General features: G+C 71.0%; 16 protein-coding genes and 1 pseudogene. 5 read left to right on the top strand and 12 right to left on the bottom strand.

Features of this window, described 5'->3' with window-relative positions:
• Positions 1-1,344, top strand: a pseudogene (locus EAD98_RS25665) (chromosome partitioning protein); the annotation flags it as partial.
• Between the two features lie 51 nt (positions 1,345-1,395).
• Here the strand turns inward: EAD98_RS25665 and EAD98_RS25660 are convergent.
• Entirely contained in the window at positions 1,396-1,824 is a 429-nt protein-coding gene (locus tag EAD98_RS25660) for a DUF3151 domain-containing protein (RefSeq protein WP_121656558.1), read from the bottom strand.
• A gap of 247 nt (positions 1,825-2,071) precedes the next feature.
• Between EAD98_RS25660 and EAD98_RS25655 the strand changes: the two genes are divergently transcribed.
• Positions 2,072-3,271, top strand: a complete 1,200-nt coding sequence (locus tag EAD98_RS25655) for an LOG family protein (protein WP_121656557.1) — start codon at positions 2,072-2,074, stop codon at positions 3,269-3,271.
• Positions 3,272-3,322: 51 nt separating this feature from the next.
• Here EAD98_RS25655 and fbaA read toward each other — a convergent pair whose 3' ends face one another.
• The gene (fbaA, locus tag EAD98_RS25650; protein WP_121656556.1) at positions 3,323-4,348 is read right to left on the bottom strand and encodes a class II fructose-bisphosphate aldolase; all 1,026 of its coding nucleotides are present in this window, start codon (positions 4,346-4,348) and stop codon (positions 3,323-3,325) included.
• A gap of 143 nt (positions 4,349-4,491) precedes the next feature.
• Entirely contained in the window at positions 4,492-4,875 is a 384-nt protein-coding gene (locus EAD98_RS25645) for a phage holin family protein (protein WP_121656555.1), read from the bottom strand.
• A 121-nt stretch (positions 4,876-4,996) separates the two neighbouring features.
• Between EAD98_RS25645 and EAD98_RS25640 the strand changes: the two genes are divergently transcribed.
• On the top strand, positions 4,997-5,209 hold the full coding sequence (locus EAD98_RS25640) for a hypothetical protein (RefSeq protein WP_121656554.1): 213 nt from the start codon (positions 4,997-4,999) through the stop codon (positions 5,207-5,209).
• A gap of 20 nt (positions 5,210-5,229) precedes the next feature.
• Here the strand turns inward: EAD98_RS25640 and EAD98_RS25635 are convergent, their stop codons facing one another.
• Complete coding sequence (locus EAD98_RS25635; protein WP_121656553.1) at positions 5,230-6,294, bottom strand: LCP family protein; 1,065 nt, start codon at positions 6,292-6,294, stop codon at positions 5,230-5,232.
• Entirely contained in the window at positions 6,291-6,776 is a 486-nt protein-coding gene (locus EAD98_RS25630) for a SigE family RNA polymerase sigma factor (RefSeq protein ID WP_121656552.1), read from the bottom strand. Before EAD98_RS25630 ends, EAD98_RS25635 begins: the two co-directional genes overlap by 4 nt.
• 179 nt (positions 6,777-6,955) lie before the next feature.
• Between EAD98_RS25630 and EAD98_RS25625 the strand changes: the two genes are divergently transcribed.
• Positions 6,956-8,524, top strand: a complete 1,569-nt coding sequence (locus EAD98_RS25625; protein ID WP_121656551.1) for an LPXTG cell wall anchor domain-containing protein — start codon at positions 6,956-6,958, stop codon at positions 8,522-8,524.
• 110 nt (positions 8,525-8,634) lie between these two features.
• Complete coding sequence (locus EAD98_RS25620) at positions 8,635-9,456, top strand: DedA family protein (RefSeq protein WP_121656550.1); 822 nt, start codon at positions 8,635-8,637, stop codon at positions 9,454-9,456.
• Positions 9,457-9,626: 170 nt separating this feature from the next.
• Here EAD98_RS25620 and EAD98_RS25615 read toward each other — a convergent pair whose 3' ends face one another.
• The 7 genes from EAD98_RS25615 to EAD98_RS25585 form a co-directional block, all read right to left on the bottom strand.
• A complete protein-coding gene (locus tag EAD98_RS25615; RefSeq protein WP_007454255.1) occupies positions 9,627-10,004 on the bottom strand; it encodes a helix-turn-helix transcriptional regulator in 378 nt (125 codons plus the stop codon).
• A 57-nt stretch (positions 10,005-10,061) separates the two neighbouring features.
• Positions 10,062-10,601, bottom strand: a complete 540-nt coding sequence (gene pyrE, locus EAD98_RS25610; RefSeq protein ID WP_121656549.1) for an orotate phosphoribosyltransferase — start codon at positions 10,599-10,601, stop codon at positions 10,062-10,064.
• A 168-nt stretch (positions 10,602-10,769) separates the two neighbouring features.
• Positions 10,770-11,579 carry an SDR family oxidoreductase gene (locus EAD98_RS25605; protein WP_121656548.1) on the bottom strand — a complete coding sequence of 270 codons (810 nt, stop codon included), beginning with the start codon at positions 11,577-11,579 and terminating at the stop codon, positions 10,770-10,772.
• 9 nt (positions 11,580-11,588) lie between these two features.
• A complete protein-coding gene (locus EAD98_RS25600; protein ID WP_121656547.1) occupies positions 11,589-12,254 on the bottom strand; it encodes a hypothetical protein in 666 nt (221 codons plus the stop codon).
• A 72-nt stretch (positions 12,255-12,326) separates the two neighbouring features.
• Entirely contained in the window at positions 12,327-13,166 is an 840-nt protein-coding gene (locus EAD98_RS25595) for a hypothetical protein (RefSeq protein ID WP_121656546.1), read from the bottom strand.
• A gap of 93 nt (positions 13,167-13,259) precedes the next feature.
• Positions 13,260-13,856, bottom strand: coding sequence for a DUF4178 domain-containing protein (locus tag EAD98_RS25590; RefSeq protein ID WP_121656545.1), 597 nt, complete (start codon positions 13,854-13,856; stop codon positions 13,260-13,262).
• Between the two features lie 157 nt (positions 13,857-14,013).
• Positions 14,014-14,410: hypothetical protein (locus tag EAD98_RS25585; protein ID WP_233583973.1), on the bottom strand; the 397-nt coding region annotated here is incomplete at its 5' end.

Genomic DNA, 14,410 nt, shown 5'->3' with positions numbered 1-14,410 from the left:
CAGGCGTACCCCGGGCAGCACCTCGGCCAGACGCACCCCGGGCAGGCGTACCCCGGGCAGCACCTCGGCCAGACGCACCCCGGGCAGGCGTACCCCGACCAGACCTATCCCGGGCAGGCCTATCCCGGGCAGTCGTACTCGCCCGCGATCCCCGGCCAGGCCGGCCCGGCACCGATCCCGCCCGACCCGACGCAGTTCGCCGACCCGACGCAGGGCGGCCCCGCCCCGCAGCAGGGTGCCCCGGTGGCCCCGCCTCCGGGGCCCTTCCCGCCGTCGCCGGGCTGGTATCCGCCGCCCTGGCAGCAGAGCAGCCCCGGGGCCCCGCCACCGCCGCCGCAGCCGTACCAGGAGGCGGCCGGGGTGACCCGGGTGCCGGACACCGGCTATCCGGACGCCACCTGGGAACCGGAGACCACCGCGGCCCCGACCGCGGAGGATTTCGCCCGGCGCCGGCAGGTACGGCCCGCCGATCCGGTGGCCACGATGGGCGTCCGCGCGGTGGTCAACAAGATGGGCCTGCTCCGGCTGGCTCCCGGCCGGCACGAGCAGGAGCTGAAGCGGGACATCGAGATGGTGCGCCGCAACTTCGGCGGGCTTCGGCAGGTGACCGTGGTCAACCCCAAGGGCGGCGCCGGCAAGACGGTGGCCATCCTGCTCCTCGCGATGACGTTCGGCCAGAAGCGTGGCGGCTACGTGCTGGCCTGGGACAACAACGAGACCCAGGGCACTCTCGGGATGCGCGCCCAGCAGGACTTCCACTCCCGCACGGTGCGGGACATGCTGCGCGACCTCGGGCAGTTCCAGGGCGCGCACGGGCGGGTCGGGGACCTGTCGCAGTACGTCCGCTCGCAGGGCGAGGGGATGTTCGACGTGCTCGCCTCGGACGAGTCGGCCACCGGCGGCGAGATGCTCACCGCGGCCGCGTTCGCCGAGATCCGCGAGGTGGTCAGCCGGTTCTACAAGTTGATCTTCGTGGACACCGGGAACAACGTCCGGGCGCAGAACTGGCAGGCCTCGATGGACGCCACCGACCAACTGGTCGTCACCATGTCCGCCCGTAACGACTCGGCGGAGACCGCCGCCCGGATGCTCGACCACCTGGAGCAGAGCGGCCGGCAACGGCTGGTCCGGCAGGCGGTGACGGTGGTGTCCATGCCGCCGTCCCGCAAGGAGATCGACCTGCCGGCCATCCAGGAGCACTTCGCGGCCCGGACCAGGGCGGTGCTGCTGGCGCCGTACGAGCGGCTCATCGACAGCGGCGAGCCGATCCGGTACGGGGGACTCTCCTCGGCCACGCGGGACGCCTGGCTGAAGATCGCCGCTGCGGTCGCCGAGGGGTTGTAGCCCGCCGACGCTCGGCCCGGCTTTGTGCGGGGCCGAGCGTCGGCGCGGGTGTCAGTTGCTGGCCAGCGCGTCCGCCGCCGCCGGGTCACAGTCGCGGAGGAACTGGGCGCACCGGGCCGCCTCGTCGGCCTCGCCGATCTCGTCGGCGGCCCGGGAGAGCACGTACAGGCAGCGGAGGAACCCCCGGTTCGGCTCGTGCGACCACGGCACCGGGCCGTGGCCCTTCCAGCCGCTACGGCGCAGCTGGTCCAGGCCCCGGTGGTAGCCGGTGCGCGCGTAGGCGTACGCCGTCACCACCTGGCCCTGCGCGAACGACCGGGCCGCGAGTTCGGCCCAGGCCGCGCTGTAGGTCGGGAAGTGAGCCGCCACCTCGGCGTACGCCTGGTCGCTGCCGGCCTGTTCGGCGGCGGCCAGGGCCGCGTCGGCCTCGTCGTGCGCGGGCAGGAGGGTGGCCGGTGGCTCTGGCAACAGGTTCTGCATCGTCCCATTCAACCCGCTGGACAGTGCGACGCGCGAGCGGGTCGGCCGATGCGCTCCGCTGAACGGCTGAGGAGTTGGTCACGCCTGCGGCCTATGCCGCCGCCAGGTGTTTTCCATTACAACTAATGGTCCGGAGCCTCCCCAGGACCCGGTTAAGCAGGAGCCCGGTGGCCACGGCCGCCGGGCTCCTGTCGGTTTCCGCCCGGCCGGGGTTTGGCCGTCCCCGCCGGAGGGGCAGGATGGCCAGGTGCCGACCCCACCTCCCGCGGACGTCATCGAGCCGCACCTGCACGTCAACGAGGTCCAGACCCGCGACGAGTTCGACCAGCAGCTGGCCACCGGCCGCCTGACCGGGCTGACCGTGCAGGGGCTCCGCCTCGACCTGGCCCCGGTGCCCGACCTGACCGGCGTCGAGGTCACCGGCACTCTCTTCGTCGGGTGCCGGTTCGCCTCCCGGGAGGTCGGCGCCGACCTGGTCCGGCGTGGCGCGAACGTGGTGCCGCCGTTCTCCGGGCTGCCGTACCCGACCCAGCCGGCGCACCTCTACACCCCGGAGGAGCTGGCCGCCGGGTTCGCTGAGGGCGGGTTCACCGGGATGTACGACACCCGGGTGTACGAGCACTACCGGGCGCACGGCGGCGCGCTGCCGGACGTCAAGGAAGCCCTCGGCCAGCGTCTGCACGACCACGGCGTGGACAACGCGCTGGCCGACGCCACCCGGGCCTGGCTGACCGAGCACGGGCCGCAGTCGGTGGTGGGCATCATGGGCGGGCACGCGGTGCGGCGCGGCAGCCCGGCGTACCGGATGGCGGCCGTGCTGGGTTGGGAGCTGGCCCGGGCCGACCGGCTGGTCGTGACCGGCGGCGGTCCCGGGGTGATGGAGGCGGCGAACCTCGGCGCCTACCTGGCGGACCAGCCGGCGGCGGATTTGACGGCGGCGATCGACCTGCTGGCCACCGCGCCGGACTTCACCGACCACCAGCGGTACACGGCCGTGGCGTTGACGGTCCGGCAGCGGTACGCGGGCGTGCCCCGGCAGCGTGGCGCCGACGCGGGGTGGGCGCGGGCCGGCGGGCTGGCCATCCCGACCTGGCTGTACGGGCACGAGCCGGCGAACCTGTTCGCGGGACGGATCGCGAAGTACTTCTCGAACGCGATCCGGGAGGACACGATCCTGCGGCTCGCCCGGGGTGGCATCGTGTTCGCCCCCGGGCGGGCGGGCACGGTGCAGGAGGTGTTCCAGGCGGCGACCAAGACCTACTACGGCACCGACGGTGTCAGCGGCGCCTACATCTTCCTGGACCGCGCGTACTGGACCGTGGAGCTGCCGGTGGAGGCGTTGCTGCGCCCGCTGCTGGCCGCCTCCCCGTTCGGTGACCTGTCGCCGACGATCCATCTGACCGACGACGTCCACGAGGCCGTCCGGCTGCTCACCGCGTCCGCCTGACGGTACGGCGACGGCCGGCTCCCCGAGGGGAACCGGCCGTCGTGGACGTTGTTACTTGGACATCGTGGTGCCGGTGGAGCGCAGGTGCTCGCACGCCTCGACGACCCGGGCGGCCAGGCCGGCCTCGGCGGCCTTGCCCCAGGCGCGCGGGTCGTACTGCTTCTTGTTGCCGACCTCGCCGTCGATCTTCAGCACGCCGTCGTAGTTGCGCAGCATGTGGTCGGCGACGGGCCGGGTGAAGGCGTACTGGGTGTCGGTGTCGATGTTCATCTTCACCACGCCGTAGTCGAGAGCCTCACGGATCTCGCTCAGCAGGGAGCCCGAGCCGCCGTGGAAGACCAGGCTGAGCGGCTTCTCCTTGCCGTACTTGGCGCCGACCGCCTCCTGGATCTGGTTGAGGATCTCGGGACGGAGCTTGACGTTGCCCGGCTTGTAGACGCCGTGCACGTTGCCGAAGGTCAGCGCCGCCATGTAGCGGCCCTTCTCGCCGAGACCGAGGGCCTCGACCATGGCCAGGCCGTCCTCGGTGGTGGTGTAGAGCTTGTCGTTGATGGCGTTCTCGACGCCGTCCTCCTCGCCGCCGACGACGCCGACCTCGATCTCAAGGACGATCTTGGCCTTGGCGGCCTCGTCGAGGAGCTGGGAGGCGATCTGGAGGTTCTCCGCCACCGGCACGGCCGACCCGTCCCACATGTGCGACTGGTACAGCGGCTGCTCGCCGCGCTTCACCCGCTCCTGCGAGATGCCCATCAGCGGCCGGACGAAGCCGTCCAGCTTGTCCTTCGGGCAGTGGTCGGTGTGCAGCGCGATGTTGACCGGGTACTTCTTGGCCACCTCGTGCGCGTACGCGGCGAACGCCACCGCGCCGGTGACCATGTCCTTGATCGAGGGGCCGGACAGGTACTCGGCGCCACCGGTGGAGACCTGGATGATGCCGTCGCTCTCCGCGTCGGCGAAGCCCTTGAGCGCCGCGTTCAGCGTCTGGGAGGAGGTCACGTTGATCGCGGGGTACGCGTACCGGCCAGCCTTGGCGCGGTCCAGCATCTCCGCGTAAGCCTCGGGGGAAGCGATGGGCATGTCGAACGCTCCTTACTTACCACTCTCGGCCGTGCTGGCCGCTGTTGTTCACGAGTGCGCCGGACCGCGCTGTCCTCCGCGGGCAGTATCCCGTAGGTGAGGTGTGCAGGAGAAACCGGCCCGGGTGGTGGCCGGGGATCCGGTCACCGGCTGTCCAGGCGGTCGGGCACGATCACGCTGATCAGCCAGGTGACCACGGTCATCACGATGGCTCCCCAGAACGCCGCCCAGAAACCGTCCACCTGGAACGGCAGGTCGAGCCCGCGGGCGATCCGGTCGGTGAGCAGGAACAGCAGCGCGTTGACCACCAGCGCGAACAGACCGAGGGTCAGCAGGTAGAACACGCAGCCGACCACCCTGATCACCGGCTTGAGCACCGCGTTGATCACACCGAAGATCAGCGCGACCACGATCAGCGTGAGCACCGTGTTGCCACCCGAGCGACCGTGCACCTCGACCCCGGGCACGATCAGCGTGGTCACCCACAACGCGACCGCGGTGATCGCCAGCCGGATCAGGAAGCCCACGGCCCCATCCTGGCACCGGGCCGCACCGCCCACGGGTGATTCGGCCGACTCGACTTCCGCGCGGCGCCGGCACAGCCCGTACGGTGGGTGGGACCGTGCACCCGAGCCCCCGGGAGGAACGATGGGTCAGCCCGATGAGGACTTCACCCCCGGCGACCACCTGGCCGCGGACGAACGCGACCCCGAGGCGGACCCGGCCGACGCGGTCGAGCAGGCCGTGGTGGTCGGTCCCGCCGACGTCGACGGGGAGCCGCACCGCGGCCTGGAGGTCGACGACTGGGACGCGATGGAGCAGGCCCGGGTGGTCACCGGGGACGACGACGACTACCGCTGACATCGCGCCCCCGACGAGCGTCAGCCGACCGGGTCGACCCGCTCCGGGTGGCGGGCCACCCAGTCGCCGAGCCGATCCTCGCGCAGGGCGGTCAGGAACTCCGGGGCGAGCGCCGGGTCGGCGCGCAGATACCGGTCCCGCCCGGTCGGTTCGCTGATCGGCAGGCTGAGCCCGACCGGGTCGACCGATCGCAGTGTGGGGACGAGCCGCAGCAGGTCCAGCATGGTGGCCCCGTCGGGCGCCACCACGAGCTCCGGGCCAACGGTGTCCAGCAACTTCGAGAGTCGTACCGGGTTGGTGAGCACGCCCTGTTCACTGGCCTGGCGGACCAGACCGGCGGCGAAGAGCCGGGCGTTGTGGTCCCGGTCCTGACTGCCCTGGACCAGCCCACGTCGCTGGCGGAGCAGGTCGACCGAGGCGGCGCCGTCGAGACGCTGACAGCCGGCCGGGAAGAGCTTCCCGGTGTGTACCGAACGCACCCGCTGGGAGAGGCAGACCGGCACCCCGTCCACCGCGTCGGTGAGTGTGCGCAGCGCGCGGTACGTCAGCACGAAGCCGGTGTCCAGCCGCACCCCGGTCAGGTCGGTGACCGTCTGCCGGGTCAGCTCGTACCCCTTGGTCAGATCCGGCCGGTCACCGCCCGCTCCGAACGGGAAGGCGGCGTTCAGCTTGTCGCTCCCGTGACCGGGGATCGGCACCTTCAGGTCACGCGGCAGGGAGACCAGGTACGGACGGCTGCGGTCGGCCGGGATGTGCAGCAGCAGCACCGAATCGGCCAACGGTGGTTGCGACGTGTGGCTGTCGACACCGAGCAGCAGGATGTTCAGCGCACCCGTCACCACCGGCCCGCTCGTTTCGCCGGTCGACCCGGCGGCCTGCGGCGGCCCGGAACGCTCCGGGGTGAACAGGGGCACCCCGATCCCGAGTACGCCGAGCAGCGCCAGCGCCGTACCACCGACCTGCCACCGGCGGCGGCGTCGCCGTCGACCGGTCGCCAGCCGGTCGATAGCGGCCCGCAGCGGGCCGGTCGGCGGGGACAACTGCTCGTGCCGGGTGAACGCGGCACGCAGGTCGTCCTCGATCATGAGCAGGCCTCCACGTACTCGGCCCGGAGCGTGGCCAGGGCGCGCGAGATGGACGAACGTACGGTCCCGACGGCACAGCCGAGGATGTCGGCGATCTCGGCGTCGGGCAGGTCCTCGTAGTACCGCAGCACCAGGGTGGCCCGCTGCCGGCGCGGCAGCCGGGACAGCCAGGACCAGATCTGGTCCCGGTCCACGGCGGACTGGGCATGGTCGGTGGGCGCCGGCACCGCCTCGTCGGGTTCCCCGCGCAGCAGCACCCGGCGCATCCAGGAGCCACGCCGCCAGTCGACGTACTGGTTGGTGAGCATCCGGCGCACGTAACGCTCCGGTGAGTCCGCTCGGGCGACCCGTCGCCAGTTGAGCTGGACCCGGACCATCGTCTCCTGCACCAGATCCTGCGCCTGGTGCGGGTCGCCGGTGAGCATCACCGCGTACCGCAGCAGCGGTGCCAGTCGCGTGTCCGCGAACTCCTCGTACGTCACTGCACCTCCCGAAGCTCCTGCCTCAGATGACGGGAGCGGGGCGATCGAACATTGCGGTGACGCTGATCAACCTTTCGGCCGGTCTTGTCATCCGGCTGGCGCTCGGGGCGGCGGCAAACCTTAGTGACTCCTTAGGATCCGCAGGCTCCACCTGAATCCCCCTCTGGAGGAACCCCCTCATGCTCACCCATTCCACCCGGCGTTGGCTCGCCGGACTGGGCGTAGCAGGCGCGTTCGTCGCCGCCTCCGCCAGTCCGGCCGTCGCCCAAGAGACCAAGCCTCAGCTCAGCATCTACTTCGGCGACAACACCATCGCCACCGACACGACCGGCAAGATCGACGGCACCATCCTCTACAGCACCGCGCCCGTTGTGCTGCAGGGAGTGACGGTTCGGTACGACTACCGCGACCTGGCCGGCAAGGCGACTCTCACCGAGGAGGGTGAGTCGGCCGACGACTGCACCTCCCCCGAGAAGGGCATCCTGGTCTGCACCGAACGCTTCGAGGTCGGGATCGAGGACGGTTGGGGCCTCGGCGGCCTGGCACCAGTGGTGATCGCGCCGACTGATGCCGCCAAGGAAGGCGACGTCGGGGCACTCAAGGTGACTCTCTCGGCGGACGGATTCGACGCCGTCAGCCACGAGGCAAAGGTGCGTGTCGGCGAGGGTGTCGACCTCGCCGGAGCTGACCCCATCGCGGTGTCCGGCAGGCCGGGTGCGAAGATCAGCGCCCCTTTGAAGGTGTCGAACGCAGGAGAGACGCCGGCCAAGGGCGTCAGCGTCGTCTTCTTCAACGACTACGGCATCCAGGCCGACAAGCGATACAGCAACTGCACGTACGTCGACAACTCACTGCGCAGCTGCACCTTCGACCAGGAACTGGCGAAGGGGGCAAGCTACAGCACTCCGCTCGAGTACCGGATCGCCAAGGACGCATACGCCCCGGGCTTCGAATACGGCGAGCACAACTGGATGACCATCGCGGAGTACGAGGACTTCCGGTCGTACCTGGAAACCAACGGCTTCTCGCTGGGCAAGCCGGGTGACGGCGACGTGCTGACCCTGAGCGAGGCCGGCAAGTCGGCACGCGGTGTCCAGGCGGACAAGAACCCGGACAACAACTGGTCCCACGTCGAAGTCACGGTCACCGGCAAGAACGGCACCGATCTGGCCGCCATCGGCGACGACGTGAAGGGCGCGGCGGGCGCCAAGGTGACCGCCACTGTCGGCTTCCGCAACAACGGTCCAGCCACGCTGGACTACACCCGGGGGAACTCATCGGTCACGCACATGACCGTCGGCATCCCCACCGGGGTCACCGTCGTCGAGGCGCCGGAGACCTGTGCGCCGGTCGAGGGCGACCAGTACGGCGAGCTGGGCGAAGCCGGCGGCCGGCAGTACCGGTGCATCCCCTCGCCGTTCATTAAGGCCGGCGACGAGGAGAAGGTGACCTTCGGGCTGCGCATCGACAAGGTCATCCCCGACGCTGCAGGCACCGTGAAGGTCAACGTTCCGTGTGAGTGCGACGGCGGCTTCTACGCCGACCTGAAGCCGGCCAATGACACCGCGAAGATCCTGGTGAACGCGACCGGCGGCGACGGCGGCCAGGGCGGCGGCGATGACGACGGCGGGCTGCCGGTCACCGGTCAGTCCACCGGCCTGATCGCTGGCCTCGGCGCGCTGCTGCTCGCCGCGGGCGTCGGCGGTTACCTGGTGGCCAAGCGCCGCCGGACCCGCTTCGTCGCCTGATCCACCCCGCACCACCGGTGCCCCGTCGACCACCCGGTTGGCGGGGCACCGTCGTCGCTGGGCATGAACCCGGTCCGGCGCGTCCGGCAACCACGGCTTCGGTACCCTTTGTGGCCGTGGACACAGCTGAGAAGACCCGCACGCTCGCGGAGAGCGTCGCCCTGAACCCGCTCGACCCCAAGGAGCTGTTGCAGACCTTCGGGCTGATCGGCGTCTGGGTGATCCTCTTCGCCGAGACCGGCCTGCTGGTGGGCTTCTTCTTCCCCGGCGACTCGCTGCTGTTCCTGGCCGGGGTGGCCGCCTCGCCCGTGGCGGACGCCATCTTCGGCGACGGCACCCGGCTCTCCCTGGTCGGCCTGCTGATCGGCGGCCCGATCTGTGCGATCGTCGGCGCCCAGCTGGGGCACTGGCTCGGCGCACGGTACGGCCGGCGGATGTTCGAGCGGCCCAACTCCCGGCTCTTCAAGAAGGAGTACGTGGAGAAGGCGGAGTACTACTTCCAGAAGTTCGGCCCGGCGAAGGCCGTGGTGCTGGCCCGCTTCATCCCGATCGTCCGGACGTTCCTCAACCCGGTCGCCGGAGCGTTGGGCATGCCGGCCCGGCAGTTCCTGCTCTGGAACGTCGTCGGCGCGATCCTCTGGGTGGACGGCATCCTGCTGATCGGCTACCTGCTGGCGGAGCAGATCTACCAGGCCATCGGGGACAAGATCGACCACTACATCCTGCCGGTGGTGGCCCTGATCATCGTGATCTCGGTGTTGCCGATCTTCTTCGAGTTCCTCCGCGACCGGCGGGCCCGCAAGCGTGGCGAGGCCGTCGCGGTGGTTGCGGCCGCCAGTGCCGTCGGTGCGGTCGAAGCGGTCCGCGAGACGTTCGACCACGACGAGCACCCGCACGGCCGCCGGCGCCCGGAGCACGGCCAGGAGCGCTGAACCTCGGATACGACGACGGCCGGCCCCCTGGTGAGGGGGTCGGCCGTCGGCATGTCGGACCCGGCCTCCGGCGGTGCGGCCGGGGACGAGCAGGCGTCACCGAGCGGTGGCGCCACCCCTGGCTCGCCACCGAACACCATCCCGGCGCGGGACGGTGTGCAGCGCCTGCTTCAGCGGGCCTTCTTGGTGGCCCGCTTGCGCGGCGGGGTCAGCAGGTCGGCGATCGTCGCGATCGCACTCGGGACCAGCCGGTAGTACGCCCAGACACCGCGCTTCTCCCGCTCCAGCAAGCCGGCCTCGGTGAGGATACGCAGGTGGTGACTGACCGTCGGCTGAGAGAGGCCGAGGGGTGCCGTCAGGTCACAGACGCACGCCTCGCCCTCAGGGGCCGACTGGATCAGGCTGAGCAGCCGCAACCGAGCGGGATCGGCAAGGGCCTTGAGGACCCCCGCGAGACGCTCGGCATCGGCACGTTCGATCGGCTCGCCGGCAAGCGGCGAGATCTGAGGCATAGTCATTTCGGCCAACGCAGTTCCCACGTATTCCATCCTTCCACCAGCAGCATCGATCCGCCTGCATATCAGCAGATCCGAATCGGCAAACTTTTACGCCACAAGGCCGAGGTCAGCCAACGTATAGGCCGCCCGGTACGGCAATCCGGCGGCTCGCACCGCGTCGCCGGCGCCTCGATCAACAATAACCGCCACGCCCACGACTTCAGCTCCGGCCTCACGAAGCGCCTCGACGGCGGTCAACACACTTCCGCCTGTCGTGGACGTATCCTCCACCGCCAACACTCGGCGGCCGACCACCTCCGGTCCCTCGATCCGCCGTTGTAGACCGTGGGCCTTACCCGCCTTGCGCACCACAAAAGCGTCCAGGGCCCGACCGGTCGGAGCAGCGGCGTGCAGCATCGAGAGCGCGACGGGGTCCGCGCCCAGGGTGAGACCGCCGACGGCGTCGTACTCCCAGTCGGCGGTGAGGTCGAGCAGCACCCGACCGACCAACGGAGCGGCCTGGTGATGGAGCGTGACGCGACGCAGATCGACGTACCAGTCTGCCTCCCGCCCCGAGGAGAGCACGACCCGTCCGTGGACCACAGCCAGGTCGGTAATGAATTTACGCAGGTCGTCGTGGTCCCCCATGGCGATAGAGGTTACTGCGCAAGTCTGAACGCCGTGTGTGGGGTCCACCCTGATCAGCCCGGTGGGGGACAGATGGTTGGCGATGTTCGACTACGCTCAGCAATCGGCTCGGTTGCGGCGAGCCAACGTGCCGGCACCGGCGCCGGGAGGCCGGGCGCCCGTACAGGCTCAGCGCTCGTCGCGGCCGATCCTGCCGCGGGTGTCCCGCGCGACGGCCTGGAGCAGCCTGCGCGGCGCGTGCCGCAGACCGGCGACGGCCACTTTGTACTTCCACGCCGGAATGCTGATCAACTTGCCTTTGCCCAGGTCACGCAAGGCTTCGTCGACCACATCCTCGGCCCGCAGCCACATCCACTCCGGCGTCTTCGACATGTTGATGCCGGCCCGCTGATGGAACTCCGTGCGGGTGTAGCCGGGGCAGAGGGCCATCACCCGGACGCCGAAGGGGCGTGCCGACTGGCCCACCGACTCGCTGAAATTGGTGACCCACGCCTTGCTGGCCGAGTAGGTCGACCCCGGCATCACCGCGCCAAATCCGGCGACCGAAGAGACATTTATCACTGCCCCATCGCGCCGTTCGGTCATCGGTCGCAGCGCCGCCAGGGTCAGCCGCATCACCGCGTGCACGTTGAGCCGCAGCAGGCGGGCCTCGTCTTCGGCGGAGGAACGCAGGAACGGTTTGTTCAGGCTGATCCCGGCATTGTTGACCAGCAGGTGCACGGGGCTACCGTCGGCGAGTCGCCGCTCCACCACGGCGCAGCCGTCGTCCGTGGACAGATCCGCAGATATCGTCTCGATCTCGCGGCCGTGCCGGGAACCCAACTCGGCGGCCAGCTCGGTCAACCGGCCCGCGTCCCGGGCGACCAGCACCAGGTGCCAGCCGTCAGCGGCCAGCCGGCGGGTGAAGGCAGCGCCGATGCCGGCGGTGGCGCCGGTGATCAGGGCCCGTCGCTCGGCGGTCGCGGGGTCGAGCGTCACGGGCGGTCCTCACCTGGGCGGGTACGGGGGCGCGGTCTGCGCCGGCAGGGGCTGGTGCGGTGCGGGCGGGAACCCGGGTGGAGCGGACGGCACGGTCGGCGCTGTCGGGCGGCGTCGACCGAACCAGGCGTTGGCCGCCGGCAGGGCCAGCAGCGTAGCTACCACAAGGTAACCGAGGCCCTGTCCGACGGAAAGCCCCGCGTTGAGCGGGATCCACCACGACGGGTACGCGTCCCCGATCAGGCCCAGCAGTTCGGCGGTCGCCCGCTCATCGGCACCCAGCCGAAGCGGCGCGGCCCGTTCCCCGACGAGCACCGCCACGCTGCAGCAGCCGGCCAGCAGGCCGAGCCCGCAGACGGCCCAGGTGGCCACCCGGACGCCGGCACGACCGGCCAGCAGCCCGAGAGCCAAGCCGGCGAGCACCAGCGCGGAGAGCGCCGCCACCACCGCCGACACCGCCGCGGACGCGCGCAGCAGGGTCACCACATCGTCGATCTCCTGCGGAGTCGCCGAGGTGTCCCGGGCGACGGAGCGGAAGGCCTCGACCGTGCGGCCGAGCACCGCCAGGTCCACGACGGTGTACGCGAGTGCGACGACCGCCATCACCAGCAGCACGGCCGTGGCCAGCAGGACCACGACGGGCCGGCGCACCGGTGCCGATTCCGGGTACGACACGACGAATCCCTCCGGTAGGCGTCGGGTTGCAACCTACTCGGAGGGATCGTCGGCGTCGTGCTTATCGAGCGGTCAACTCGTCGACGGCGGGGTCGGCCCGGGACGGTCGGCCGGCGGCGTGTCGTCCGGTCGGTCCGTGCCGGACGGGCCCGACGAGGGCGCGGGGCCGGGCGGCGGCGGGTAACCCGGCTCCGACCCGGGCGTCTGACCCGGCGTCGACGGGTAGCCCGGCTCGCCACCTGACGGGTAGCCCGGCTGGCCAGGGGCCTGCGGGTAGCCCGGCTGGCCGGAGGCCTGCGGGTAACCCGGGTAGCTGGCACCCGGGGTCGGCGGCTCCCAACCCGCGGTGGGCTTGCGGAAGAACTCGTTGGCCTTCGGGAGCGCCAGCAGGATCAGCGCCGCGAGCAGCGCGAGCAGGCTGACCACGCCGAGCAGGAGGCTGACCGGGGTGATCCAGGAGGGCAGCGCCTCGTCCAGCCGGCGCTGGATCTCCTCGCCGCTCGGCATGTCGCCGCCGGTGTCCCCGCCGGTGGTGAAGCTGCCGGCGGCACCGCTGAGCAGGGTGCCACCCACGCAGCAGACCATGATGCCGCCGATGATCCAGGTGGTGATCCGGGCGCCGTTGCGGCCCTGGTTGTTGAGCAGGGCCAGCACACCCAGGACGACCGCGAGGAGCAGCAGCAGGATGCTGCTGCCGAGGCCGAAGGCGAAGAAGAAGTCCGCCACCTGGTCGGCGCCGTCGGCGGTACTGCCCTCGTACGCCTCGCGGAGCACGTCACGGGTCTTGCCAAGGGTGGCGAGGGTGAGGATCAGACTGATCACCTGGCACGCCAGGAACAGGAAGAGCAGATAGCTGGAAATCGTCACGATGGACGGCCGCTGACGGGCCGGCGTGCTCTGGGAATCGACCACGATTCTCCTTCCCTTAAGATCGCGCCCACACCGTATCGACAACTGGCCACTCTGGCATGCCGTGGCGAGCCCGGCGCGCCCGTCGGGTCCGGCTCAGCGCTCCTCGGCGGCGGGTTGAATCGTCAGCTCGGTCGGGTCGAGCAGGTCGCCGCGGGCGACCCGCCAGCCCTCCTCGCCGTACGCCTCGAAGGAGAGCCGCGCGCCGCCGCCGGACTGGTAGTCGTGGTAGCGCATCGTTCCGGCCGCCGGCAGCCCGGTCTCGCCGGTGGCGGTGTAGCGCGCCTGCCCGGTCTCGGCCCAGGTGTAGCGCCGCCCGCCGAGGTCGATGGTCGGGGCGCCCGGGGTGACGGTCGCGCCGGGTTCGGCGGTCCAGAGCACCAACTCCAGGTCGGGGCCGTCCTCCACGGACAGGCGGTGGCGGGTGCCGGAGGCGTCGTCGAGCAGGTGCTGCACCCAGCTCCAGTCCCCCTCGACCAGGCGGATCGTGCCGCTCACCGCGTACTCCCGCTCGTGGATCCGCACGCGGTCGCCCGGGGCCAGACGGTGCGGACCACCGCGCGCCGGTCGTCCGGTGGGCACCGCACGGCCGGGCCGGGTCGCCGCCCGCCGCCGGGCCCGCACGACGATCACGAGCACGACCACCGCCAGTACGGCCACCGCCGCCGCCAGGTACGTCACCGACCGGTCCACCGACCACCTCCCCAGGTACGTCGGCGCAGACGGTAACAACCCCCGACACCGGAGCGACTCGCGTCGTGACGGAAAGCTCAGCTACTGACAGCGGCCGGGGTGTCGCCCGGCGTGGCCGGCTGCACTGTGGACAGCCCAGCGGATCGCCCTCGATCGATCATGCCGCGGCCAGTCGTTGGGTGGCGTAGTCGCCGAGGGTAGTACGCCCCATGACGCAGCCGACGAACGTGGTGAACTCGGTCGGGTCGTCCCGCAGTGACGTCCAGGCCGCCCGGGCCGCCGTCGGGTCGAGCCGCTCCAGCAGAGTGGCGGCGTACGCCCGGCCGGCGGGTGAACCCTCGGCCAGCACCCGGTCGAGCTGCCGGCGTACCTCCTCAGGGTGGTCGTCGAGGGCGGCCTCGACCCGGTGGTACGCGTCGGTCACCGGCAGCACCTCGCCCGCGAACCCGACGCCACCAAAGGCGAGCGTGTCGGCGGCAACCAACTCGTCGGCGGCCGCACCCAGTTCCCGTTCCCACTTCTTCCCGATGCCGAACATGCCCCCATCCTTTCCC

The sequence above is a fragment of the Micromonospora sp. CV4 genome, assembly GCF_003667455.1.
In the GTDB taxonomy this organism is placed as follows: Bacteria; Actinomycetota; Actinomycetes; order Mycobacteriales; family Micromonosporaceae; genus Micromonospora.
Note: the sequence above shows the minus strand (reverse complement) of the source record. Positions and strands in the feature narration are given on the sequence as shown.

Excerpts from the sequence above, each read along its gene's own strand:
- EAD98_RS25660 (WP_121656558.1), bottom strand. The coding sequence starts at position 1,824 with ATGCAGAACCTGTTGCCAGAGCCACCGGCCACCCTCCTGCCCGCGCAC.
- fbaA (WP_121656556.1), bottom strand. The coding sequence starts at position 4,348 with ATGCCCATCGCTTCCCCCGAGGCTTACGCGGAGATGCTGGACCGCGCC.
- EAD98_RS25640 (WP_121656554.1), top strand. The coding sequence starts at position 4,997 with ATGGGTCAGCCCGATGAGGACTTCACCCCCGGCGACCACCTGGCCGCG.
- EAD98_RS25635 (WP_121656553.1), bottom strand. The coding sequence starts at position 6,294 with ATGATCGAGGACGACCTGCGTGCCGCGTTCACCCGGCACGAGCAGTTG.
- EAD98_RS25625 (WP_121656551.1), top strand. The coding sequence starts at position 6,956 with ATGCTCACCCATTCCACCCGGCGTTGGCTCGCCGGACTGGGCGTAGCA.
- EAD98_RS25615 (WP_007454255.1), bottom strand. The coding sequence starts at position 10,004 with ATGGAATACGTGGGAACTGCGTTGGCCGAAATGACTATGCCTCAGATC.
- pyrE (WP_121656549.1), bottom strand. The coding sequence starts at position 10,601 with ATGGGGGACCACGACGACCTGCGTAAATTCATTACCGACCTGGCTGTG.